A 25,253-nucleotide genomic window follows, 5' to 3' on the forward strand; every position below is an offset into this window, starting at 1 on the left:
AGTTTCATTGTATTGCATCTTACTATTCATTTATATACTCAATTCGCCATCACTTAATTTAAACGTTAAAAAATGTCATATAAAGCATTATATTTATAAGTAAGATTCATAAATTTTAAATTTCTCTTAACTTAATCACATTGAACTAAAACATTCCTTTTTTCGTGATTATTTATTGTTGCAGTCATCTTTTTATCCCTTTCACAAGAAGGCAATCATAATCTGGATTATTATAATCCCTATCTTCATTACTATCGAATGAGTACCAAGACTCAATTGTATTGACAAACCAGTCAGACTCAGGCAAATCACAGGCAAGGAAACTAAAAGGAGTAAACGCTTTTTTTATAGGTGCTACATATACACCTAATCCATATTGATGAATACCATATTCTGCCATTAGCTTCTCAATAGTTTTATAGCACGCATTCAACGTGACTCCGTACTTTTCGCATTTTTCTTCACTAAATTTAAATTCCGTTCTTGTTAACATAACAATATTCTCCTTAGTAAGTATCTTTATTGTTCTTCTTTCATAGATGATCTATTGATAATTGCTTCTATTAATTCATCAAGAGTATCTAAGTTTTCTGCTTTTTTGATGACTTTATTTGTGGTATTGATGATGACATTGTATTTAATATATTATCTTCTTTTTGTTCTTTAGCAGATAACTGTATTAGAGGAACTAAATCTAATGTAACTTCTAACACACTTTTAACATCCCTTCTTTTTTGATTATTTATTCTTGTGTATATTCTTTTAAAACCTCTTTTCGAAGCTGTTCAGATGTCATTTCGCCATTGCTTACTTTTAAAAGCTTTTCAATAAATTCTTTACTTAAATACATGTCTGATATAGCCATCGTTGCTGCTACCTGTTGCACTTTTCTTCGCTTTGCTTGTCTATTTTATCCATTTTTTCACCTGTGACTGCATTAAACAGTTATATTCTGGATCATCATAATTTCTATATTCATTGCTGTCGAACCAATACCAAGATTCGATGGTTTTTGCAAACCATTCGCATCTAGGTAATCTGCACTGGAGTAAGCCAAAAGGTGTAAATGCTTTTTTTAAAGGTGCTACATATACGCCTAATCCATATTGATGAATATCATCTTCTGCCATTAGCTTCTCAATAGTTTTATAGCACGCATTCAACGTGACTCCATACTTTTTACATTTTTCTTCACTAAATTTAAATTCCATTCGTGTTAACATAACATCACCTCTTTTTCACATCCAAGCAGCTACAAGAACTTTAGGGACTTCGCCTGTTTCTTCCCATGTAGTGTAAACTTTCTGTTTTGCATGTCTAGAATAGAATGTAGATACATCAATCCCTTTAGAATGTTCTATTGTTTTGTACGAATCTAAATCGAATACAAGAGTTTCCATTCTATTTTCGTCCATTTCTTCAAAGTATCTTAAATAAACAATATGACCATCTATTTTATCAACAATAATTTTTACCATACTAAGTTCCTCCATCTTTGCTTATTTGACTTTTCTCTTTCTGATTTGCTTTTTCTCTTTTTTTTAAGTACTTTAAGTCAATATTAAACGAATCTTTCTTGTTTTTTTTGCTGCTGCTCTTCTTTTATAACCTTTGAATAGGATCCATCAATAATCATTTCTTTAATTTTTAAATATGTTGGGTATAACGATTTTTCATAACGAGATTCAATACATTTGCAATAAAACTCTTTTCGTATATCCGAAATAATTTGAATACCATTAACTTCATTTGGTATTTCATTAATCATTTCTTTGATTTTTTCAATATTTATTTTTGGAACAATTCTCATCAATGCTGCATCGCAATCTTTATTTTTCAAAGATTCAATATATTTAAAAGGATTCAATTGTTTATCATTTTCCACGAAGATGCACATTATAGATTTATAAACACTTGATTCAAATCTATTGCTATCATTCATTATTTTTTTAATTTGTTCATCACTAGATTTTGTATAAAACGAGGCACCATTATCAAATACTGGACATACTGTTGTTTCATTTGTTTTGTTATTTACAAGCACACCCCAATCCTCATTATTTCTAGCATTATTTCCTATTAAAGCATCAACTACAAACATATCCCAAAAACGTTCTTTTAATTCAGAATTTTTTAAAAATAAAGGATGATTATTTAGCAACACTTCAACTTCCTCTAAACTAACATTATGATTATTGCTACTAGAAGAAACTGATTTCAATTTTTCTTCCATTCCTTCTACATAATCATTTTTTATTGAATTATAGTCATCAAAATGTATTTTAGTTATATTTTCACGAAAATCTTTACATGCCACAACTACTTTACCATCTTTAATTCCAAGCTTCGTTTCATGAACTGGAATACCAATAGATTCATAAATATGTGACCCAATATATTCTGATAATGGTGAAGTTGTGTAAGATATTTCAAATTTTTTAGTTAAATTTTGTATTCTCTTTGGAAATTTGAGAAACCAATTCTCACCATTTATAACAACACCTAATTTTTTTCCTGAATGACCCCCATACACTAAAGTATTTGTTTCCAATTCATTAAAATCATATATTTTCATTAATATTCACCTCCATATTTTTTCAATAGTAACTTATTTCCATTGATTCTGCTTTTTTATATTCCTTCACGTAACACATCTTCCTTCAATACTGTGTAACACTGAACTTGGATAGCAATATTTATTCTTGTGTATATTCTTTTAAAACCTCTTTTCGAAGCTCTTCAGATGTCATTTCTCCATTGCTTACTTTTAAAAGTTTTTCAATGAACTCTTTGCTCACATACATATCTGATATAGCCATTGTTGCAGCTACCTGTTGTACAATTCTTCCTGCTTCTGTGTTTTTGATAATCATTTTGATTCTCCTTTATTTTTATAGCTTTTCTTCGAATTTCTTTTTTTGAGACGATCTAGTTTATCTAATGCACTTTTTCTGTCTTTATTTGCTTGCAGTTTGATGAAAGCTTTTTCATCAGGCTCTAATAGTTCTCTTTTTATAAATTTTAAGGATTGAATTGCTTTTTCTGTTTTAAAAACAATTTGTTGATCAAAACCAGCTACATTAATATATTGTATAGCTTCTTTTTTTGTGTATGTACCTTTTATATATTCATTAACTGTATCAAATACCTTGTTCTCTGCTGTTGGACCGATTAGAATATCATATTTATCATATTTTTTTTGACTATCAATCCCTAATCTGTTGTTTGTAACAAAATCAAGCCATTCTTCATCAAGCTTAAATGTATAGATTTTTAAATCACCAATTCTATTAAATGAATATGTATTAATTGTAGATTTTCTTTTGGATGATGCCCATTTTTTTGCCATTTCTTTATTTTGAGTTGTATAGAAGCCAACTCCAAAATCAACATCCTCCCGACTGTTATCTAAATCAGGATTTTCAAATGTTGCACCAGTTCCATGGTAAAGTATATTAATGTCTTGAATCATATTTAGCTCCTTAGATTCATTATATTTTATTTTCTTTGTTAAATTCCATTCTTGTTAACATAGCATTTGCCACCTTTGTTTACATCCATTCAGATTCTAATACTTTTGGAATTTTTCCTGTTTCTTTCCACGTAAAATATATGACTTGTTTTGCATGTCTAGAATAGAATGTACAAACTTCCAATCCTTTTGAATGCTCAAGAATTTCTCCTGTTCGGACATTAAATACTAGTGTATATTTCCTGTTCTTGTCATTTTCTTCCAAATAATGTGTAAAAACAATATCTCCATCGACTTTATCAACAAATACCTTTACCATAATAAGTTCCTTCATCTTTCTTCTCTCATAGATAACTCATTGAGAGTATCTAAGTTTTCCGCTTTGTCGATGACTTTATTAGTACATCTGAACTGATTTTGGATTACAACATTTATTCTTGTGTATACTTATCATTTAACTCCTTAATTAAATCATCAGTTGTCATTTCTCCATTGCTTACTTTTAAAAGTTTTTCAATGAACTCTTTGCTCACATACATATCTGATATAGCCATTGTTGCAGCTACCTGTTGTACAATTCTTCCTGCTTCTGTATTTTTGATAATCATTTTGATTCTCCTTCATTTTTATTAGCTTTTCTTTGTTTTGCTTCGTCTATTTTATCCATTTTTTCACCATTGACTGCATTAAACAGTTATATTCTGGATCATCATAATTTCTATATTCATTACTATCGAACCAATACCAAGATTCGATGGTTTTTACAAACCATTCGCATTGAGGTAAATCATACATAAGAAACCCAAAAGGAGTAAACGCTTTTTTTATAGGTGCTACATATACTCCTAATCCATATTGATGAATATCATATTCTGCCATTAGCTTCTCAATAGTTTTATAGCACGCATTCAACGTGACTCCGTACGCTTTGCATTTTTCTTCACTAAATTTAAATTCCATTCTGGTTAACATAGATTTTTTCTCCATATCTTATAGGTAGTGTCAAATTAAATATGATGGCAGCACTGCCACCTTGATGGTAAACGTATTAGTTTAATTGATTCTCTTTAATACACTGTTTAACTTTCTCAACCGAAATCTCTGCAAATAGCGAAATCTCCTCTAAAGAAAGATTTTGTTTTAAACAATTAGATACGATTTTAATCTTCCATCTTTCTCTCTCTTCCTCTATGCCTTGATAGTAGCCTTCAATAAATCCTTCAATATAGCCTTGATAAAAGGGGTCTGAAAAGATTTCACTATATTCTTCAATTTCAGTATTGAAAAAATTTTGTTGTAATCTAATTGCATAGATTTTTTCCTCCTTGTATCTTTGTGTTCAAATTAAACATGATGGCAGTACTGCCACCTTTTTGAAGAACGTACTAGTTTAAATGATTCTCTTTAATACACTGTTTAACTTCCTCGATTGAAATTCCTGCAATAGATGCGATTATCTCTAAAGAAAGATTCTGTTTTAAACCGTTAGATATAATTTTAATCGTCCATCTTTCTTTCTCTTCTTTTTTACCTTTAAGGTAAATACTATTATATTTTAATTCCATAAGGATTTTGCCTCCTATATCTTCATTCTATTTCACTATATTCACTCTCTATATTTAGAACATACATTTTTTATTCTCTAACCTTTTTGTTTTGCAAATTTCATTACCGGAAACTAGAGTCAGTATTGATTTCATCATATGTTGATTTAAAAAATATTAATTATTTTATGAAGATTATTTATTATCTTTCTTTTTTAAGCAAATCAATACGTTTGCTTAATCCATCTTTTAAATTTTTCATTCTTTCATCTGACCATTCTTTATTTTTATATTCCATTTCCTTTTGGAAACTCTTTAAAAACACATAATATTCTTCGGATAATCCTTTTAAATTTTGAATAGGAATAGCACGAATTGTTTCCATATCCAAAGATTTTAAAATCGCATTATAATCTTTATTCGCATCTGTAAAGAACTTTCCGCAGCCATGAGTAAAGTCCATATTTTGAACATGTTCATCGCAGCACATGCTTTGGCCCGTGTAAAAAATTGGTGTGACTTTTTCCCATTTTAATGTTTCAACATTGCGAATAATTCCAAAATTCTTTAAATGCCGATCGTAATTCATCATTAAATAATCAACAACAAACATTTCAGTTATTTTCTTTCTAGCATCTAGTATTCCATGATTTTCTAATATACGGACATAATGTTCATAATCATTAATAGTATTTTCTTTTTTTGAACTTTGAAACACATCATAAGCACTGATGATTTCTTCGTTTTGATTGATGAAATTTTCGCATTTAGAAACAATGACTTTATCTTGCTTTATAGCATACCAGTCAACAATGTAATTGCAGTAATCGAATCCAAGTCGCTTACATATTTGAGAAGCCAGCCACTCATTAAATGGTTCTTGTTCAAAACGTGTATACGTTCCCTTAATAAGAACTCTCTTATTATTTTCAATAACCCATCCTTTTGGCAACATACCATCGGTTGTATTGTTTGGTGTTTTTAATGAATCATTTTTTACAGTATATGAGTGAGAAGAATCATCTAAGGATGCTTGTAAAAGCCCTGTCGAATCAAAATCATGAGTGAAGAAATTGATATCTTCCCATTGTATACGGCTATGCTCTTCAACAATCCAGTATTGATCCGATAAGGATAACGCAAAGTGTTTGTTTAATAAATTACTTGGACTTGAAACATTTAATCTTTCAAGTAGATGATTTAAATTTTTTCGCGATGAAGGGATAGCACGTCCTTGAAACCATTGATTCATTGCTTTGACATTGCTTATAGATGCGTTATGATACGCATTATAGAAAGATAATGGAGCATATTCTATATTCGTTATTTCATAAATATTTGTAATTGCCTGTACGTCTTCGTTATATTCAATCAAGGCAACCTGTGTATGCTTATTCATTAATCGACATTTCATATTTTTTTGCTCCATTCTTTTTTATTGTTTTTTACTTTACATACTTATCATTTAATTCCTGTATTAAATCATCAGTTGTCATTTCTCCATTACTCACTTTTAAAAGCTTTTCAATAAATTCTTTACTCACATACATATCTGATATAGCCATCGTTGCTGCTACCTGTTGTACTTTTCTTCCTGCCTCTGTATTTTTGATAATCATTTTGATTCTCCTTCAATTAACGACTAACAACTTTTCTTCGTTTTGCTTCGTCTATTTCTATCATTTTTTCAGCTCCAATTGAATTAGGCAATCATAATCTGAATCATCATAGTTTCTATATTCATTACTATCGAACCAATACCAAGACTCAATTGTATTGACAAACCAGTCAGACTCAGGTAAATCACAGGCAAGTAAACTAAAAGGAGTAAACGCTTTTTTTAAAGGTGCTACATATACTCCTAATCCATATTGATGAATATCATCTTCTGCCATTAGCTGTTCAATGTTTTTATAGCACGCATTCAACGTGACTCCGTACTTTTTACATTTTTCTTCACTGAATTTAAATTCCATTCTAGTCAGCATAAATTTTGTCTCCTATATACTCTTTATTTTACCATATCCAATGTTGTACACTCTTGAATAATGAGTTATGAATCCTACTAATACATCTTTAAACATGACACCTTTTTAATGTCACTATATTTTTATTGCACAAGAAAATATTCAATCAGAACCTGATCAAATCTCAATCATTAATAAGAAATTAAATACCATCCAATTTCTAATACGGGCATAATTCCAAAGAAATACAGTAGTAAGTTTGCAGATAAACCACAATTCTCTAGTGCCAACCCAATTGGAACGCATATCACCAAAAATGGACCTAAAATTGCATAAAATTTAAATTTTGTTATAAAGTATAAAAATGAAGTAAATCCTTACGCAAATCCCATTTCTATATGTGGGCTAACTGCCAATTCAAAAATAATTGATATTCCAAAACAAAACACCCATCGAATTACTACTTCCTTAATCATCTCCGTTTTATAATCTTGCATCATTTACAATCTCCCTTCAAAGCTTTATACGCTTTTTACAGTTTCATTGTATTGTATCTTAAATAGTAATTATATATTCAATTCGCCATCATTTTATTAAAACATTCAAAAATGCCATATAAAGCTTTTATAACTTTACATGGCATAAAGATACATCTTTTTGATTTAAATTACTTCTTACGACGTTTTGTTTCAGTAAAAACAATACCCGCTAACGCAAGTCCTGCAGTTGCGACAGAAACTTCAACATTTGTAGATACACCTGTATTTACAGAATCCGTTTTAGCTTCTTCTTTTTTAGCAGGAATAGTTTCTTTATTCTGCTCGAATAAGAATGCGTTCAATTGACTAAGCACTTCATTGTAATCCGATTCAGCTTTCAACAACGCTTCTTTTGCATCTAAATATAAGTTGTATTTTTCAATATAGTTGTTTTTAGCTTCTTCTAAAGATTTATGTACAACATTACGCTCATCAACTGTATTTGCTAATTGAGCTAATAATGTATGAAGCTTTTCTTCTTCTACAAAGCTTAAATCAACACTAGAGCCTTGACTCATTACATCATTCAATACAGTTTTAACCTGTTCAAATGGTAATGCATCTTCTTTTTTCTCAGTTAAAGATTTGTTTAATACTCGAATTTGTACTTTTAACGAGTCGATCTTTTCATTTGATGATTCTTTACAAGCTTTTAACTCATCGATTTGATTGCCGATAACCTTCATATCAGTTTGAGCTTTTTTCACAGCTTCTACACATGTATTGTAGCTATCTACATTTTTTTGTGCTTGAACAACTGTTTCAGATTTAGCTTTGAAATCAGCAGTTGCTTTTTCAAGTTCTTCACAAGCTTGACCTGCTTTAACTTGTGCTTCATCACGAATGGATTCAGCCTTTGTAAAATCGACGTTTGCCTTTTCAAGAGCTTCTCTAGTTTTGACTTCTACTTCTTTAGCTTTTTCTAAATCCCCTTGAGCAAATTGCAATGCTTTAGAAGCTTTTGCCTTGTTTATATCCCAGTTTGCGATATCGTCATTTAATGTGTCGATTCGAGCTTGAATGCTATTTACATTTGTTTTTGCATCTGCAAGTTTCTTTTCAGCTTCAGCCTTTGCAGTTTCTTTAGCTTCTACATTTGTTTTTGCTTCAGACAACTTCTGCTCAGCATTTGTCACATCCACCTTTTTCTGGCTGACTGCGTTTTCTGCACTTTGAACAGCGTTTTTAGCTTCTGTAACGGTATTATTCATCACTGTTGCATTTGCTTCTAAGGTTGCTTTTGCATTGTTTGTCTGAGTAAGCTTGTTTTGTAATCCAGTTAAAGCATCCTTTTTAGATTTCAACAATGCTTCTGCATTTTTCAATGCCGTGTCATCTTTTGTAGTAGTTACACTTGAATTGTTTACAGCATCTTTTAATGCTTTGTGCTGAGTATCAATAGATTTTAAATCGTTGTAGTAATTGTTGAAAGATGTTTCAAATTCATCGACAGACATTACAACATCTTTCTCTTCGAAATATCCGAATTCCTGAACGTAGACACCATTTACCTTTTGCAACGCAAAACCAGTTGTTTCATCATCTGAATTTACGATGTTCAAATAGTGCCCTACTTCAGAGAATTTGTGATTTCCAGCTTCATACTGTTTCTTTTCGTAGTCGTACCAGCCTCTAAATGGACTTGCTCCTGTTCCGGCTTCTCCGTATCCCCATGCAAGGTTTTCAGAATATCCATACACACCGGAGTGATTACCTTCTGCCTGTGCGTAGTTAGCATTGACCTGAGCAATAGCCATAGCGGTCATACTTACTTTTGGCGTAGACAAGCCATTCTGTTTACGAAGCTTGTCGTATTCTTTTAAGTAGGCAATACTAGCCTGCATGTTTTCAAGGCTTGTTGCATCTCCAGCCTGTCCTATATGTGTGTAAGAAGCCAGTTCGCCTCGACTTGGGAAAGCGTTGTTCACATTGAAAATTTCTTTTAGAATATCATAGCAGCCAAGCGATTCAAAATAACCTTTGCTTCCAGTTGTTAAACGGCTCAATTCTGTGGCGTATTTGGATTCAAAGTCAGCAAGATTCTTCTTTGCCTGTTCCAAAGGGCTGGAAGTGCTGTTGTAGTCGTTCAAGGCTTTGTCGTAATCCGCCTGAGCTTTATCGACTTCACTTTGAGCCCTTGTAATCTGTGTATTTAAAGCTGAGATTTCGTTATTCTTAGCTTCAATTTCTTTTTGGTTTGCATCGTAGTCAGCTTGAGCTTTATTTAACGACTCCTGTGCATTTTCCAAGTTTGTTTTTGCTGTTTCTAATTCTTGAACAGCTAATTCATAATTTGTTTGTGCAGTTTGTTGAACACCAACAGCTGTATCATAAGCTGTTTGAGCTTGTGTCATTGCTTCTTGTAACGACGTTACATTGTTTTGAGCTACTGCTAAGTCAGCTTGAGCAGTCTCTAATTCCGTTCTTGCGTTTTCAATACCGTTCTCGTCTTCGAACTGATCAACAATAGCTTGTTTTTCAGCAACGATATTTTCCTTTGCAGTAACGTCAGCCACTGCATTATTGTATGCAGCTGAAGCTTCTTCAACAGCCACCCTTTTCGCTTCTGCATCAGCGATTGCGTTCGTTAATTCAGTGTTAGCGGCATCTGCTTTTTCCTGTGCCGAAGTCAAGACTGAATTTGCAGTTTCCTGTTCAGATTTTGCGGTTTCTAATGCTGTTGTCAAATCAGCAACATCTTTTAAAGTAGCAAGTTTGTTTTGAAGTTCTGCTAACTCAGTCTTCTTTGCATCCAAATCTTTTTGAGCTTGTTCTAAATTAGCAGAAGCCTGTTCGTTCAACATTGTTTGTTCTTCTAATTCTTTTTTAGAATCATTGACTTGTGTTTCTAACGATTCGATTTCATTAAGAATAGGTTGCAGTTCATTCATGATTGCCTCATATGTCGTTTGATAGTTTTGTTTTACTACCGCATCACGAGCATCATAAGCAGCCTGTACGATTTCAACCTGTTTAGAAGCAACGCTGGAAGCTCCTTTTGCTGAATCAAAATCAATCTTCTTTTCATCCACAATTTTCTGTGCATCATGTAATTTAGATTCTAATTCATCTGATTTAGTCATTGTTTGTTTAACATTCGCAACATGACTTGTTGTTGCACTAATATTCATCATGGTTGAGCTGACACCTTGTAAAGCAGTCATTCCTGCAATTACACTCATAAATACTTTTTCGTTAGTTTTTTTCATACTATTTTACCTCGACTTTCCTAACTTCATTCAATTGATTTACCAAATTTTCATTTGAACTTGGGATATAACCCACATCTTGTGTCACACTTTTTGCGATTACTACATAAATTGGATATTCAAAATACTGATCCGAATACTCACCACAACGTTTACATCGAAATGGAATCTGATTACGTTCAAGATGTTCACTTATATATCCAGATACGATAATTCGATCTTTTTGATGTATAGAATTGTTCATTATTTCTGCAATTCTATTAAATCCATGCACATAAACTAAATTCAAACGCTCAGTTCCTGATTTAATCTCCTCTTTAATCGATTCTTTTAAAATCGCTTGAGCTGCTTTAGGACGATTATTAGCTACTGAGAACCATGTATGATTTAAATTTGACTTAATTGGATTTGGAATAACTCCACTTATAGAAATGGAATTTATTCCTACTGAATCTGGAAATAAGGATCCAGGTGAAACCTCAAAATCATCTAGGATAATATCTGTGCGTTTTGCACGTCTTGAACGCGCACTCACTTCACCACAATGTGGACATTTCATAGCTTGCGTTCTTACGTATTCAAAACAAGCAAGTCGTCCTGTTGCCATTACGTAATCACCAACACCAATGGAATCTTGTGCTCTTGTGATTAAATCTTTAGCAATAATCACACATTTGATTCGTTCAAATTTATGGATATCATATCGATCAATATCCAATACAATTTCTAAACCCTCTTTGTAAAATACATCCTTACAAATTTTTGGTTCTTCAGCTACAATACCTGCAATTCTACATTTATTTATACTCATAATCTTTTCCTCCTTTTCGTATAAAATAAAATTTAAAATTAATTAGCTAACAAAGAAGTCATCAATACTACTAGATGACACAGAATATCTTTTTTGAATAGACTGGCAATTTTCAAAGCCATCAATACTTTAATACTCCATAACCTCATCCTTTCTTTCCTCCACGTCGTTTTCACGGCTAAATCATATCGCGATATATGAATTAAAAAATTTTTATGAGACTAATTCCCCAGTAATCTGAAGAAGTATCCTTCACATCAAATTTCTCGCCTCCTTGATTACGCCTTCATTCTAAATCGAATCTTCAAGACATTCAGAAACATGAGACTAGTTTCCCATTTTATGAGTGCACATAAAAAAAGATCAATATTCAATACGAATATCGACCTTATAGATTTAATACCTTTTTAATTTATTAAATTCATTTATATATTTTCTTATAAATGGCAACACAGTATACTCTTCATTTCGAACAAAATCGACTCTTAGTTGTTCTAAAATAAAATTGTTAAAGGCTTCATCAAAATCTCCTTCCAATAGAATCATTTTACGAATATGACAAGCTGTATTTAAATCAAATTTCATACTTTTCTTTTTACCAACATAATAATAAAGCCCATCTCCATCTTTAATGACATTAATATTTTGTAGATTCTTCACAACATCACTCTTTAGACAAGGATTCAATACAATTCCTTCATTATCTCTACAATATTTCACAAAGTCTTTTCCAAAAGATGTAGCTAAGGAAATGAGTGGTGAATCATCCGATTTATTAGGCTTTCTTACAACCTCTTGATATTGATAACTTTCTTTATCTAATTTTTCTATAATATGTTCTATTTGATTCTTAAAGTTTGTATTTCTTTCACCAAAAGATTGTAAGTAGTCCATCAACTCATCCTTTGAGATGAGCTCATCCTTTCCATATTTCTCTAAGCGATTATGTAACTCATATGAATCAGGCATCACCATCATCGCAGTATCTATAATCATCATTTTACGTTTCCTGGTTAAAATCAACATTTCAGGTCGAACAATTTTATAGTACTTTTTATCGAAATCTTCTTTAAAAATACAATCATATTTTTTATATTCGTCCAATCCTTGATCTTTTACCTTATGAAACTTCATTGTTCCATTACTAAATACATTTAAAACTAAATAAACATCTTCATTTTGCTTCTTTTGTACATTATAATCTTTATCCGGTATTACATACTCAACCGGTTCATCCCAATGCCAATGATATGTAGATAAACTCTGATTTGCGATATCTCTTTTAATTGCTAGTTCGGTTAAAATTTTATCTACCACATTATCATTTATATCTATCTTATTATTCTTTCCAATGCAGGTTTCATATGTAAAATGCTGCGTACAAAAATCATTTATATGTTGATCTCGCATATTATTTTTTTGGTAATACTCCGCATTGTGAATCAAGACTATATTGAATTGTTTATCTTTATCAAATCCAATATTTTCAATACCTTTGTCCCTTAATTTTAAAGCCATCAATTCAACCATTTTCTTAGACAGCGTATCATTCACACGATCCATCACATTAATTCCTAGATCATTAAAAACTCTGGTTTTATAATCTTTCGATACATTTTTTGAATACGAATTTAATGATTTCCCATTCTCTAAATCAACTGGAATCAATTCAATATAGTGTTTTAAACAATCTTCAACATCCTTAAAAAAACTATAAAAAATTCCCTTCTTTGAATCTTTGAAAGCCTGCAAATTTCTTATATCCAAATCCTTCGCAATATACTTATTCTTTTTAGAACCCGGATTTCTATTCACAAAACAATCATCATCGTCCATTGGAGTCAAGGTTCTACGAAATATATAATTTTCTTCATCAATATAATATTTAGGTAACTTACGAATATCATTTTCTTTCTTTTGATTATATTCTAAAACTTTAGATAATCGACAAAAAGATTCAACGCTTAATCTTAAAACATACTCTTGATTATTTTCCTTTATAAATGGGTTAATAGAAATATTATATGCGGTTACCATATCCTTAGTAAATGAATGACTATTAAAATAATATAGTCTTCCTGACACATTATTATATTTTTTAAAACATTCCATATTTGGAAGCATATTAAAGAATAACTGGCACAATTCATTAGGATACATACTAGAAATATCTTTTATCTTATCAACAAATACACCCTGCACATCGATATGCGATTGTATTTCTTGTAAGCTCACACTATCCTTATTGAAAATGGCATACAAATATCCACCATATCGGTATAAAACGGCTAGAGCAGGTGATAAACTATCCGCAAGTGTTTCTACACCATGTGTAACAATCTTTCTTTGTTCTTTATCCATACCATTTAAGTCTTGTCCAATTTTATAAATATCATAATCTTGCATTATATGATCATAATGAATATTTAATTTAACTCTATTTGTCTTAATCATTTTTTTCTTCCTTTAAACACTTTCTAATTGTATTAATTGCATCTTGATTGACATGAAAACCATCTTTTTCCAACAAAGATGGAATTTCAATAATTCTTTCAGATTCCATGATTTGATCCGTATCTTTTTCATCAAATATGTTGATGACCAATACTTTCTTTCCATTGACTTCATCTAATTTATTAAGAATCTTTTTTGACATTGTCTTCCAACTATATGATGAATATCGCCAATGTTTAAAATCAATATAGATATCTCCATATTTAAAATCAAAACGTTCAAATTCATCTGTATCCAACTCTTTTAGATCTATGTTCAATTCCTTTTTTATTATGTACTTTCCAACAAACTCCCCAAGCCTACCTTTATAGATATTCTGATATAAAACAGGAGAAAGCATATAATCTTTTTTTTCAAAACAAGTCGCATATCCATGTTTTTCAAATTCATCTTTTAAGCCTGGGTAGTTTAACAAACTAGCCAAACGACAATTTTCTTCACTCACTTCATGTAAATAATTGATCAACCTTTCCTGATTCTTTTTACCATTTTGAATGCGTAATTTTGTCTCATCCTTTGTTTCATTAAAGAAGATGTCTGTATATTCAAAATCTTTTACATCCACAAAATAGTATTTATTAAATGGACCATGTGAATGAATATAATATTCTTTAACAATTTCATTATCTAAATCCGAAGATGTAGGATATTTCAAACAGGTTTCACCTAGGTCTTTATAAAGCTGGATTTGTTCTTCTGTCCAATTTCCAGACAATAAGCCATAAATATAGAATTTACCAACACTTGAAATTCGACTCGCCTCATTCTCTACATAATCATATACAGGAACATTTTGTTGTCTTTCTTTGGCATACATCGCAAGCTGCATTGTTTCAGGTGATAAGATTTCAGTTTCTAAAACTGTTGCATCAAAACTATGAACAATATCCTTTGTAACTAAAATATGAATTGTTTTACTCTTATTGAAGGATCTTGATAAACGACCAATCGCTTGAATAATTTGTTTTGTCTTGAATAAACGCACACTTCTACATCCTTGAATCTCATTAAGAAACACCTTTGCCTTCGGATTTTTAAGCTTTTCGTAAGCAGATTGAATGCCTTTGGTTAATGTATGATGTGTAATCTCATTATTTTCATATAGATTCTCTAGCTCAATCAAACAATGAAGTAAGTCGGATTCATCAAAGTCAGAATCCATATCTAACAGGTTCGTCACCACATTAGTAATATCTCCTAAATAAATTCCATCAAAATCCTTCTTGTAGTTTCTTCCATCTTCCTTATTTGAAAAGTTCGTTAAGTTGATAGTGTCAGAATGTTCAGGTAGCTTATAAGCCATATTTTGCCCAGCTCCAATTGTTGCATAAGCCGAAATCACAAATACCTTTTCTCCATTTGATAAATGTTCTAATATATCCAACTTATCAGCATCAAAGGATATGCCACTTTTTAATACTTCAATATGTACATCATTCTTATCAAAACTATTCTCTTCATTTACCGCATCAAACAGCTTTAAAAGAATACTCAAATCAAACTTACTATTTTCTTTTGGCAATGCATTATTCAAACATAGAAATGAATGGATATCCTCATGTAGAATAAAATATCGATAGACTTGTGCCATACCTAAATATCTTTTTATAGAATACAAATCATTGATCCCATTAAATGAAAAGATTCGCTCTACTTTTCTTTGAACTTTAAAATCTTCAAACACAGTACAAATCATACCCTTCATATCCAAATTCAAACAATCTATTACTTCTTCAATGTGAACTTGAATATCTTTTGACTCATATTTTTTATTCAACATTGAATATGTATCCTTAATTCTTTTAAAATCCTCACCTTCAATTCTATGAAAGTTATCCCCTAGATTCTCTTTTAAATATCTAAGTGAATAATTCGATAAAACAGAATCAATATTACATGTAGCACTTAAACCAATCACAATGGCCTTTTTTGCCAATAAAACCAATATATGCTCTGCACTCTTAGATACATTGATAAAATTAAAATTTGTATTAAAACTATCATGCTTCCTATTCGTGAATTCAAAAGAACGAATACCTCGATCATAATATCCATTTATCTTTTTTAACCGATTCCTTTTTGCATTTACTTTTATTAAGGACTTGATATGTATTTCATTTTTAAAATATGATATATCTGCATCCGTCAATCGAAATGCCTTATATACTGAATTTAGAGCCTCTTCATCGTTAATTTTTTCTTCATCTTTTAAAACGCTTGAATTATGAATATCTTTATATGTCAAAGACAGTCTTGTTATATAGTTCTTTGCAGACGTTAAAAAATTATTCATATCACGAATCACTTTATATAAACTAAACACTTCACTTGAAGTATCAGAAACATTATTTCGACTGTTCTCAATTTCAATCGTCATTTGATTCTTATTTGCATCATGATATACATATGCATTCTTCTTAGAATGATCCTCAAAACTTGCATAGAAAGTCGCATCATTCATTAAGAAATTTCTATCCTTAATATCTGAACAATAATACGGAAGCTCATCGTGATAATTACTTCGAATTGCCAAAGCCTGTTTTCTTATATTTTTAAAAGCTGTATTTTTATCTAAAACCATATCCTTTAATATCTTTGGCATATTCTGATTCCAGTTAATAAACTGATTTGTGATTCGATGAATCATGGGAATTAAATCAATCGTTGACTTCAAGCTACTTTCTAAAATAATATTATTAATTTCATTTTTAGTCGCATCCACTTCATCAATAAAAAGAACGCTATGATCTATAATTTCTGATTCAGAAAAGCGGTATTTCTTTATATAAATTGGATCAATGTAAGTAAAAAATCTCTTTACAGACATACAAATCACTTTATAATCTTCAATGAACATTGCAGGATATAAAGTAGTTAGCCACTTATATTTTGATTTCATAATCGCTTTTCTTTCTTCAAAGTTCAATTCTGCAAGACCAGACTGCATTAGATGCTTACGAATATCTTTGCGAAACGAAGAATCTTTATTTGCGAGCTCTTCTTTAGAATGATCAAAAAACTTTAATACACCAACAATTGGAGTTTTCCCTTTATCAAGATCATGTTGAATATTACTTGCTAGATACTTATAGCTATTCAAACAATTATATAGCTCTTTATAATATTTCGATTTCTTATATTCATCTGGAATAATGCTTTCATCAAAATGATGCACAATATTATCCACAATACTTTCAACGCGGATAACTTGATTCTTAAAATCATCACCAAAAGCCTTTTCTAAATCTTCCATTGGTAAGTTGTTTAGATTGTTTGTGATGAAAATAAAATGTGAATCAAAATCCTTATAATGATTCTTCATTAACTGCACCGCACTATATGACTTTGCCGAACCCGTAGGTGTATTCACAAAATACAATCCATTCTCTTTACATTGAATAATTTTTTCTAATAATCGCTCCATATTAAACTTTAACCCCTTTTAAATTTATAGTATTATCCCCTATTAATTGACATTATCGATGTCTAAAATATAAATTTCTTAAAAAAAAGGACCATAAATAATTTTTATGATCACTTTATACTGAGAAAAACTTTGGTTTACTTTTCATTTTGTAAGATATATTCATATACAATACCTTTTAATACTTCTTGATTTACATATATATCAACATCTACACATTTAAACAAATAACCTTCACCCTCATATACATCAACCTTTCTTTTGGTTTCTTCATCAATGATATAAGCCTCTCCCTCTACTGTTTCATTTTCACAAACAACAATTCCAGGATAATAAACCATATCAATTTTTTTGTATCCTTTAATAATCCCCTTTCCTAAATATTTGGGATTTCCCAATAAATCGTGGGCTCTTTCATTTTTCTTAAGAGTCCCATATACAAATAAAATGTACTTTGCGGTGTTCATAGTTTTTATACCTCCTACACCCTTAGTCTATAAGAAAAAAATAAAAAGATTGAATTCTAAGATCAATTCCCCATCTTCAATCTTTTGAATCATTTATTAGGATTGCGTTTTAATTTTATGCCTATTTCCATTTTTATCTACTGCATAGTAGACTGGTTTTTGATTTTCAAAATTTAAATCTACTTTTCCTACCACAAAACCATCCTCAGTATCAAGTCGTATAAATGATCCCATTTTATTTAAAGTTGGTAAACTTTCTGTTACAATTCCATATTGTCGATTATAGTATCGTTCAGAATAATAACTTTTAATATACCCATTATAATCATCCTTTTTTAGTTGTTTTAAATAAGACAAACAAACATCATCTTGATAATTCACATCAACATTTTTTGCGTATTCATCTAAAACATTTCTTGCATAACTTGATAATTGATGATAAATCTTTGTCGCAATATTATTATATATAGCACCTGTTATATCACGTTCTACACCGAGCATACGACAATATGTTATATCACTACTATCATTAGTTACTTCCTTAAAACACTTTTTAGACAACGAAAATAAACGTAGCGTCAACAAATAGACTTCTTCCATTGATAAAACCAAAAAAATTGGATGAACTGATTGTTGAGCATACAGTGCTTTATTTTGCCTTTGTATTGGTTTATCGAATTCTTCAGTATCGTCTAAATTTTCTCTAAAATATAATTCTTGACGATAATCATTTTCCTTTAATTCTTTAATATATTCTTTAGTAGGATCACCATCTTCTAATTCATTAACATTTGCATTTTCATCAATATCATCACTATAATGAATTGCTTTAACAGTTCCAGCAGTAGACACATAACTCGTCTTCTTATTTCCTTTAAAAACACATAAAGCTTTACAGAACGGAAACGCAACATTCAAAAAATAATAATCTGACTCATGATTCAAACTTTTCCAATATCCTCTTTGTTTAGATCGAGGCTGGTTTCCACTACCACCTTTCAACGTAATCTCTTTTGAAAATACATTCATTCCCATGAAATCATTAATTTCTTTACGTGTCTTAGGCAAATGCATATACTTCATCAATGATACGGCATTCTCTAATGTTCCATAAGTAACATTAGAAATAAAGTCTTCAATCGTATTCCAATAATCATCATAAAATTCTTTATCCTCAACATATCTGTCATGATCTTTATCTAAAGAAAAACGATCTGCACTATTTACATTAAAACCAGGCACATTTAGATTCGATTCTCCTTTATCATCTTGTTTTTTATCTAACCATTTCCAATTGATTTTTGAAGACATATATGGTGATAATTGTTTTTTGATTTTTCTAACAATGTTTTTATACTGTTCAAAATATTCAAAATCATTTATATAAGCACTCAAAAGTAAAACTTCAGTCAATTGATATACTTCTGTGGCATTTAAAGCTACAAATATAGGATGAATCGTATCTAACTCATCTGATTTTGAACCAGATATCCAAGTTGAATTTCTTTGCCCCTCTTCCTTCTGCTCATAAAAATGTACAGGAATATCTGTATCAAATATTTGAAATACGCTGTTTTCATCTTTCGCATCCCATTTTAGATATTCATTAATTTCCTTATTCTTATTCATTAAATTATCTTCATATAAAAATTTTGCGATATCTTCTTTGGTACGCGGATAATGCGTAAACTTAATCAATTCAATCATTCTCTCCACATATCGAATTGTTTTCTTTTTTAAATTTTTTTGTGTATTAAATTTTTCCATACCAAATATCTCCTTTTCGTATTTATTATAGAATACAAAATTAAAGCCATCACAAGTTATGAGACTATTCTCCCGTTTTCATTTATTACATACATAGTAAGACTTAAACCTAGATAAATCAACTGTGTCTGGGGAATCAGTCTCGTATATTAAAAAGATTAAATACATTAGGATATGATTAAACCGTAAAAACACAAGGAGGAAAAATTTATGACATTAATTATTGGCTACAACTTTAGAATTATCATTGAGGATCAAATGTACTGTGACTTAGTAGAAGGAACAACAGATATTCTTACAATTCCATTTACTAAAGATTCTATTTTTAAAGGAGACTTTCTAACACTATCACCATGTTCAAATCCTAATAAACATGCTGACTTTGAAATCATTGGACACGTAACATCTGTTGAAGACAAAAATGGTACTCCAATTAAGAAAACCATGCGAGTAAAACAAATTGTGAATGATTCAAATAAAGATGTTTTATCTTCTCAAAACCACATGAAGTATTTAAAAGCGGTCGATAAAAGAATTGACCACAAGATTCAAAAATTGGGTGATCAAATCAAATCTAATCTTATGACAATTGAAGAAAATCAAAGATGGTTAAATGTATCAAATGCATTTTTATATGATTTACAATGTAGACGAGACATGTTAGATCTCATGAATGCGCAGGAAGCATTTGAAAAATTCAAAGTTGATCTTGATGATGAATATCATTTAGGAATGGCAATTGAAGAACACGATAGACGCATCGATAATTATAATTATCAAATGAGCGAACTAATGAACGAGAACAAAACATTAAAAAAAGAGATGGATGATCTAAACCATTTAAAACAATATATTTCTAATGAAATCCAATTGTGCGAAGATGAAATCAATGGATAATCATATACAAAAAGGGATTGCAACGAGTTATAATACTCATCACAATCCCTTTTCATATTGCAGGTTTTCTCCTGATTGTCAGGCTTTCGTGCATGATGTAGGTAGCACGGACTCTGTGAGGATTAAAGACATCCTCTGGCTTTACAAGATACCCTTATTCAAATCTACCACTTGTTAGTGGATTTAGGGAAGGAATTTGAATTCTTCCTTACGAATCCAATTTTTAACGATGCCTGCTCATCGTGCAATATTTAAGCTTTGTTTTGCTTATTGCAGTTATATTATACTGTGTTCTAACAATTCCTTAAACTATAAATTCGCCATCACTTTAAAATATTTACGTTCCATTACAGAAGTATCTTATAGAACTTTTCCTTTCCTCTTGTTTCAACCAATTCAACATACTTCGCATTGATTTTATTTAATGTTGCATTCGTTTCACTTTTAGTCATCTTCATTTTCTTTCTTAAAAAATGCGTCATATTCGAAGAAGCCACGACAGGATTTCCTTTATTCAATTCTATAATCTTTTGAACAATACTTTTAATATCATCCGGTTGTTTTGATTCTTCTATTTTCTTTAAAATTAAATTCGCCTTTTGATTAAAAGAAGTTAATTCTTTTAAAACATCAGCTTCTTTATTTGGAGAATTTTGTGTATTCGGTTTTGACATTGGATTACCCAATAAATAATCAGATTGTCTTCGAATAGCTTCTTTACAAGTTAAAGATGGCTCTCTATATACAATAGGATAACCATGACTCTTTAAATCCATGTACATTTCATAATAATCAATATCATTGGATACAAGTATAACTTGTCTTGGACTGTACTTTCCAAATATATATCCGATGTACATTGAAATTCGATTATCTACAAAATTAGTTCCTGTATGCTTAGTCTCGATAACATTCACATCGTATGCATTCAGCATCTCTTTATATGTATTGGCACACTTTGTAGTCGTTGCACCACAAAATAAATAATATACATACTCATTGTTCAATAAATCTGTAGGTATACATTGATAATTTTCAAAATCAACAACTACGACATCCCTCCACTCTAATACTTTGTCTAACAATTCACTTTTCATTTCTCTTTCTCCGTTTCTAGATTTTTCTAGAATCCCTCAAGTCCAGACCCTCTCTCTAATCTATGTTTATTATAATACGCGTATTTATAAAACATAAAAGAAGCCAAACGCCTATACGTTATAGCTTCTTCGATCATTACCACTCATATTATAATACTCAGATTTACTCTTATACATTCTTTCATCCGCTAATTTAGAAACAGAATGAATTGAATCAAAATCTTGTTCAGAAGACTTGACGACACCATATGATACAGATATCGAATTCGAGTACTTACCATGCCAATCATGAATAGTCATATCAAACACTTGTAGTATAGAATCTATATTTGATACGGATTCATGAATCAATACGACAAATTCATCTCCACCAATACGATATATTTTTCCATAAGATGCAAACGCAAACTTCATACAATTGGCTGCCGCACAAATAAGTTCATCCCCAGCACTATGTCCAAGTGTATCATTGGCTTTTTTTAAACCATTTAAATCCAAAGATATATAAACCCATTCAGTATTTAAATCTAAATTCTCCATATCCGAATCATATGCACGTCGATTTAAACATTTCGTTAGTTCGTCCGTATTTGAAGTATAAATATACTTTTCTTTTTCATACTTCTCCTTTAAGACTCTAGAGAGCATTAAAACAAGTAAACATGAAGCTAAAGTTAAATAAATACCCACTATCAAGATCGCCACAATATTTGTTTGAGCATTCATTGACTCCAACATACATACAGCTACAATATAATCTCCATGTTTACGTTTTACAAATCGATAGCCTTTATGATTGAAATGAGCCATATTTCCAACCCAAGATGCATCTGTAGCTCCCAAAATTTTTTTTGTCTTTGCGTCCACCACATAAATTTCCATACCCTTATAAACAGGCATATCGGCAACGACATTTGAAATTTGGTTTCGCTTTAACTCCTTTAAAAGACGCTTTGGCGTAATCCCCACTTGAACCATATGCGTTTTAGCCTCATTCCAAGTGATCGCATACATCATCTCTTTCGCTTCAGCCGTATTTGGTGTAACATCCTGGCATAATGTTAAATCATAATTATTTAACATCTGTTTAAAGAAAGCCATTTGTTCACCTGAATCAAAACTATATCCAAAATATTTAGGTAACGAACCCGAATATATTGTTCCCGTATCATCAATAAAATGAATTTCATCAACAGACATTAATCCTGCAATCTTTTGAAGTTCATCGACATCATACTCCACTTCCGGCTTAGCATCTACAATATAAGATATGGCCTTTGCACGAACAATATAATCATCTTTTAAAGATTTTACGAATTCACTTTCAATCGACTCATTCTTATCTATAACCGCAATCACTCGATCCAATAATACATTTGATGTCGTTTGCGCATTCTTATCATTCACATACTGCAATATGCAAGTTTCAAGAATCAACGCCACCGCAACAATGGTGATTGAAAGTATTAAAATTTTTCTCTTCCTCATACTTACTATTGTAGGTTATATTTTAGAAAAATAAAAGTGGCATTTGTTATGCCACAATCTTTTGAATTGATTCTTTCAGTTCTTCAGCCGCCAACTTTGTATCCTCTTGATCCATAATAGCCGATACAACACAAACGCCTTGGATTGGACTCTTTTCTAAAACAGAAAGATTATCCTTATTTAATCCTCCAATAGCACAAACAGGAATATTAACAGCTGCACAAATATCATTTAATGTTTCAACACTTGTAATCTTTGTCTTTACATGCGTCTTTGTCGGATAAATGGCACCACAACCCAAATAGTCAGCCCCATCGGCTTCTGCCTTTTTCGCAGCCTCTACCGTTTTTGCGGTAGCCCCAATTATACAATCTTGTCCCATAATTTTACGCGCTACAGAAATTGGCATATCTTCATTTCCTAAATGAACACCACATCCTACAGCCATTGCGACATCAATTCGATCATCAATAATCAATGGAATATGATAAAAATCAGTAATCTCTTTTACTTTTAATGCCAACTCATAATATTCCAAAGTTGATCTATTTTTTTCACGAAGCTGAATGATCGTTGCACCACCCAAACATGCACCCTTTACTTTATTTAAAAATGTTTCTTCATCCATACCATCTGAATTGGTAATAAAATATAATGTATAATCTACGTTTTTCATTCTAACACCTCTATCTTAAACAAAGATTCATCAAAACTTGAAAGCTTATAGATCTCATCCATAAAATGCATATGGAAAGTTCCCGGACCATTACACTCTGTCTTTTCGGCTGCCACTTCATAATAACAAGTTGCCTTTACACAAGCATCCAATGGTGAATAACGAGCCAAAAATGTAGCAATCGCCACATTTAACATACATCCTGTTCCTGTAATTCTTGAAAGCATTTCACAACCATTTGAAATTAAATTTACTTCTTTACCATCCGTAATGACATCAATCTTACCACTACAAACAACTACACAACCAAGATGTAAAGCCATCTCTTTTAGCCACTTACTACTTTCATAAATATCCTCTTCATCAAGAATATCCGCATCTACACCATGCGCATGACTTGTCATCCCATAAAAAGCTTTACACTCACTAATATTACCCTTAATAACCGTAGGACAATATAAAGAAACAAGGTCTTTGGCATAATTCAAACGAAGTGTTGAACAAGCCACGCCAACTAAATCTAAAATGAATGGCACACCTTTTTCTTTAGCACACTTAGCACTAACCATCATAGATTTAGCTCTTACATCATCAAAGTTACCTAGATTTAATGCCAAAGCTGCAGAATGACAAGTGATATCATACACTTCATCTGGATGACAAGCCATAATGGGCTTAGCCCCCAAAGCTAATATAAGATTTGCACAATCATTAATTGAAATCGGATTTGTGATACAGTGAATTAAATTATTCGTTTGTTTCAACAAATTTTTGCACTCCTAACTTTCTTTGAATATTTTCTAGGATCCCACTACGAGACATGGACTTCAATAAAACATACGCAATACTTCCACCGATGATGGTACCCATTAAAAAACTAGGTACATAGAACATCCATGTAAGTCCTGTTCTTCCCCATAAATATGTCATAACTGGATAAGAAATAACAGAACCAATTAAACCCGTACCAATAATTTCACCAAGTACAGCAGCCCAAATCTTTCCTTTACTAACACGATATAAAATACCGGATAATGCAGCCCCAAAAACAGCTCCTGTTAAAGCCAATGGTGGAATTCCCATTACAGCCATACGAATTAAACCAATAGCTAAAGCACATAGAAATGAATACCAAGGACCCATAAATACAGCCATAGTGATATTGATCAAGTGTGCCATAGGACACATTCCTTCCACACGTAAAATTGGTGAAATAACCACTCCAACAGCTACCATCATTGAAAAAAAGACTAAGCTTAATAAGTAATTGTGTTTATTCATAATACTACCTCCTACAGATACAGATGGCCTAGAAAACACGCAAAAAACCATCTGTGGTTTCGGTATTAGACAAACAGTCCTCTCTCATCCTGTTAATTCA

At 31.1% G+C, this 25,253-nt stretch carries 27 protein-coding genes; 1 reads left to right on the top strand and 26 read right to left on the bottom strand.

Annotated features, from left to right (window positions below; genetic code table 11):
- Nucleotides 1-184: 184 nt before the first annotated feature.
- From Q0E86_RS06350 to Q0E86_RS06450, 21 genes are all read right to left on the bottom strand, one after another.
- A complete protein-coding gene (locus tag Q0E86_RS06350; RefSeq protein ID WP_295755449.1) occupies nucleotides 185-493 on the bottom strand; it encodes a hypothetical protein in 309 nt (102 codons plus the stop codon).
- Nucleotides 494-581: 88 nt separating this feature from the next.
- Entirely contained in the window at nucleotides 582-713 is a 132-nt protein-coding gene (locus Q0E86_RS06355; protein WP_295755452.1) for a hypothetical protein, read from the bottom strand.
- Between the two features lie 29 nt (nucleotides 714-742).
- On the bottom strand, nucleotides 743-865 hold the full coding sequence (locus Q0E86_RS06360; protein WP_295755453.1) for a hypothetical protein: 123 nt from the start codon (nucleotides 863-865) through the stop codon (nucleotides 743-745).
- A gap of 40 nt (nucleotides 866-905) precedes the next feature.
- Nucleotides 906-1,223, bottom strand: coding sequence for a hypothetical protein (locus Q0E86_RS06365; protein ID WP_295755455.1), 318 nt, complete (start codon nucleotides 1,221-1,223; stop codon nucleotides 906-908).
- A gap of 15 nt (nucleotides 1,224-1,238) precedes the next feature.
- A complete protein-coding gene (locus Q0E86_RS06370; RefSeq protein WP_295569369.1) occupies nucleotides 1,239-1,478 on the bottom strand; it encodes a hypothetical protein in 240 nt (79 codons plus the stop codon).
- Between the two features lie 83 nt (nucleotides 1,479-1,561).
- Complete coding sequence (locus Q0E86_RS06375) at nucleotides 1,562-2,575, bottom strand: CtkA family protein (RefSeq protein ID WP_295755457.1); 1,014 nt, start codon at nucleotides 2,573-2,575, stop codon at nucleotides 1,562-1,564.
- Between the two features lie 121 nt (nucleotides 2,576-2,696).
- Complete coding sequence (locus tag Q0E86_RS06380; protein ID WP_295755460.1) at nucleotides 2,697-2,873, bottom strand: antitoxin VbhA family protein; 177 nt, start codon at nucleotides 2,871-2,873, stop codon at nucleotides 2,697-2,699.
- On the bottom strand, nucleotides 2,870-3,472 hold the full coding sequence (locus Q0E86_RS06385) for a DUF3990 domain-containing protein (protein WP_295755462.1): 603 nt from the start codon (nucleotides 3,470-3,472) through the stop codon (nucleotides 2,870-2,872). Before Q0E86_RS06385 ends, Q0E86_RS06380 begins: the two co-directional genes overlap by 4 nt.
- Before the next feature lie 79 nt (nucleotides 3,473-3,551).
- Nucleotides 3,552-3,806: a hypothetical protein gene (locus tag Q0E86_RS06390; RefSeq protein ID WP_295755464.1), complete on the bottom strand. Its 255-nt coding sequence runs from the start codon at nucleotides 3,804-3,806 to the stop codon at nucleotides 3,552-3,554.
- 97 nt (nucleotides 3,807-3,903) lie between these two features.
- A complete protein-coding gene (locus Q0E86_RS06395; protein WP_295755466.1) occupies nucleotides 3,904-4,080 on the bottom strand; it encodes an antitoxin VbhA family protein in 177 nt (58 codons plus the stop codon).
- Nucleotides 4,081-4,126: 46 nt separating this feature from the next.
- A complete protein-coding gene (locus Q0E86_RS06400; protein WP_295755468.1) occupies nucleotides 4,127-4,444 on the bottom strand; it encodes a hypothetical protein in 318 nt (105 codons plus the stop codon).
- Between the two features lie 413 nt (nucleotides 4,445-4,857).
- The gene (locus Q0E86_RS06405; protein WP_295755470.1) at nucleotides 4,858-5,037 is read right to left on the bottom strand and encodes a hypothetical protein; all 180 of its coding nucleotides are present in this window, start codon (nucleotides 5,035-5,037) and stop codon (nucleotides 4,858-4,860) included.
- Between the two features lie 181 nt (nucleotides 5,038-5,218).
- Nucleotides 5,219-6,430 (bottom strand): HipA domain-containing protein, encoded by a 1,212-nt coding sequence (locus Q0E86_RS06410; RefSeq protein WP_295755473.1) that lies wholly within the window; start codon nucleotides 6,428-6,430, stop codon nucleotides 5,219-5,221.
- A 31-nt stretch (nucleotides 6,431-6,461) separates the two neighbouring features.
- Entirely contained in the window at nucleotides 6,462-6,635 is a 174-nt protein-coding gene (locus Q0E86_RS06415; protein WP_295755476.1) for an antitoxin VbhA family protein, read from the bottom strand.
- Nucleotides 6,636-6,695: 60 nt separating this feature from the next.
- The gene (locus Q0E86_RS06420; RefSeq protein ID WP_295755479.1) at nucleotides 6,696-7,004 is read right to left on the bottom strand and encodes a hypothetical protein; all 309 of its coding nucleotides are present in this window, start codon (nucleotides 7,002-7,004) and stop codon (nucleotides 6,696-6,698) included.
- A gap of 646 nt (nucleotides 7,005-7,650) precedes the next feature.
- Entirely contained in the window at nucleotides 7,651-10,731 is a 3,081-nt protein-coding gene (locus Q0E86_RS06425) for a CAP domain-containing protein (RefSeq protein WP_295755480.1), read from the bottom strand.
- A gap of 1 nt (nucleotide 10,732) precedes the next feature.
- Entirely contained in the window at nucleotides 10,733-11,542 is an 810-nt protein-coding gene (locus Q0E86_RS06430) for a hypothetical protein (RefSeq protein ID WP_295755483.1), read from the bottom strand.
- A gap of 396 nt (nucleotides 11,543-11,938) precedes the next feature.
- The gene (locus Q0E86_RS06435) at nucleotides 11,939-13,996 is read right to left on the bottom strand and encodes a hypothetical protein (protein ID WP_295755486.1); all 2,058 of its coding nucleotides are present in this window, start codon (nucleotides 13,994-13,996) and stop codon (nucleotides 11,939-11,941) included.
- Complete coding sequence (locus Q0E86_RS06440; RefSeq protein ID WP_295755489.1) at nucleotides 13,989-17,480, bottom strand: hypothetical protein; 3,492 nt, start codon at nucleotides 17,478-17,480, stop codon at nucleotides 13,989-13,991. Before Q0E86_RS06440 ends, Q0E86_RS06435 begins: the two co-directional genes overlap by 8 nt.
- 137 nt (nucleotides 17,481-17,617) lie before the next feature.
- A complete protein-coding gene (locus tag Q0E86_RS06445; protein WP_295755492.1) occupies nucleotides 17,618-17,947 on the bottom strand; it encodes a gamma-glutamylcyclotransferase in 330 nt (109 codons plus the stop codon).
- Nucleotides 17,948-18,043: 96 nt separating this feature from the next.
- Nucleotides 18,044-19,714 carry a hypothetical protein gene (locus tag Q0E86_RS06450; RefSeq protein WP_295755495.1) on the bottom strand — a complete coding sequence of 557 codons (1,671 nt, stop codon included), beginning with the start codon at nucleotides 19,712-19,714 and terminating at the stop codon, nucleotides 18,044-18,046.
- A 210-nt stretch (nucleotides 19,715-19,924) separates the two neighbouring features.
- On the opposite strand from Q0E86_RS06450, the gene Q0E86_RS06455 reads away from it, so the two are divergent.
- Nucleotides 19,925-20,611 (top strand): hypothetical protein, encoded by a 687-nt coding sequence (locus tag Q0E86_RS06455; protein ID WP_295755498.1) that lies wholly within the window; start codon nucleotides 19,925-19,927, stop codon nucleotides 20,609-20,611.
- Nucleotides 20,612-20,958: 347 nt separating this feature from the next.
- Here the strand turns inward: Q0E86_RS06455 and Q0E86_RS06460 are convergent, their stop codons facing one another.
- From Q0E86_RS06460 to thiW, 5 genes are all read right to left on the bottom strand, one after another.
- The gene (locus Q0E86_RS06460) at nucleotides 20,959-21,708 is read right to left on the bottom strand and encodes a PIN domain-containing protein (RefSeq protein ID WP_295755501.1); all 750 of its coding nucleotides are present in this window, start codon (nucleotides 21,706-21,708) and stop codon (nucleotides 20,959-20,961) included.
- Nucleotides 21,709-21,819: 111 nt separating this feature from the next.
- The gene (locus tag Q0E86_RS06465) at nucleotides 21,820-23,196 is read right to left on the bottom strand and encodes a diguanylate cyclase (protein WP_295755504.1); all 1,377 of its coding nucleotides are present in this window, start codon (nucleotides 23,194-23,196) and stop codon (nucleotides 21,820-21,822) included.
- Nucleotides 23,197-23,242: 46 nt separating this feature from the next.
- Nucleotides 23,243-23,872: a thiamine phosphate synthase gene (gene thiE / locus Q0E86_RS06470; RefSeq protein WP_295755506.1), complete on the bottom strand. Its 630-nt coding sequence runs from the start codon at nucleotides 23,870-23,872 to the stop codon at nucleotides 23,243-23,245.
- Nucleotides 23,869-24,639: a hydroxyethylthiazole kinase gene (gene thiM / locus Q0E86_RS06475; protein ID WP_295755508.1), complete on the bottom strand. Its 771-nt coding sequence runs from the start codon at nucleotides 24,637-24,639 to the stop codon at nucleotides 23,869-23,871. The genes thiE and thiM overlap by 4 nt, the downstream gene beginning before the upstream one ends.
- Nucleotides 24,620-25,153: an energy coupling factor transporter S component ThiW gene (gene thiW / locus Q0E86_RS06480; protein ID WP_295755511.1), complete on the bottom strand. Its 534-nt coding sequence runs from the start codon at nucleotides 25,151-25,153 to the stop codon at nucleotides 24,620-24,622. The genes thiM and thiW overlap by 20 nt, the downstream gene beginning before the upstream one ends.
- Nucleotides 25,154-25,253 lie beyond the last annotated feature (100 nt).

This window comes from uncultured Holdemanella sp. (genome assembly GCF_934754935.1).
In the GTDB taxonomy this organism is placed as follows: Bacteria; Bacillota_I; Bacilli_A; order Erysipelotrichales; family Erysipelotrichaceae; genus Holdemanella.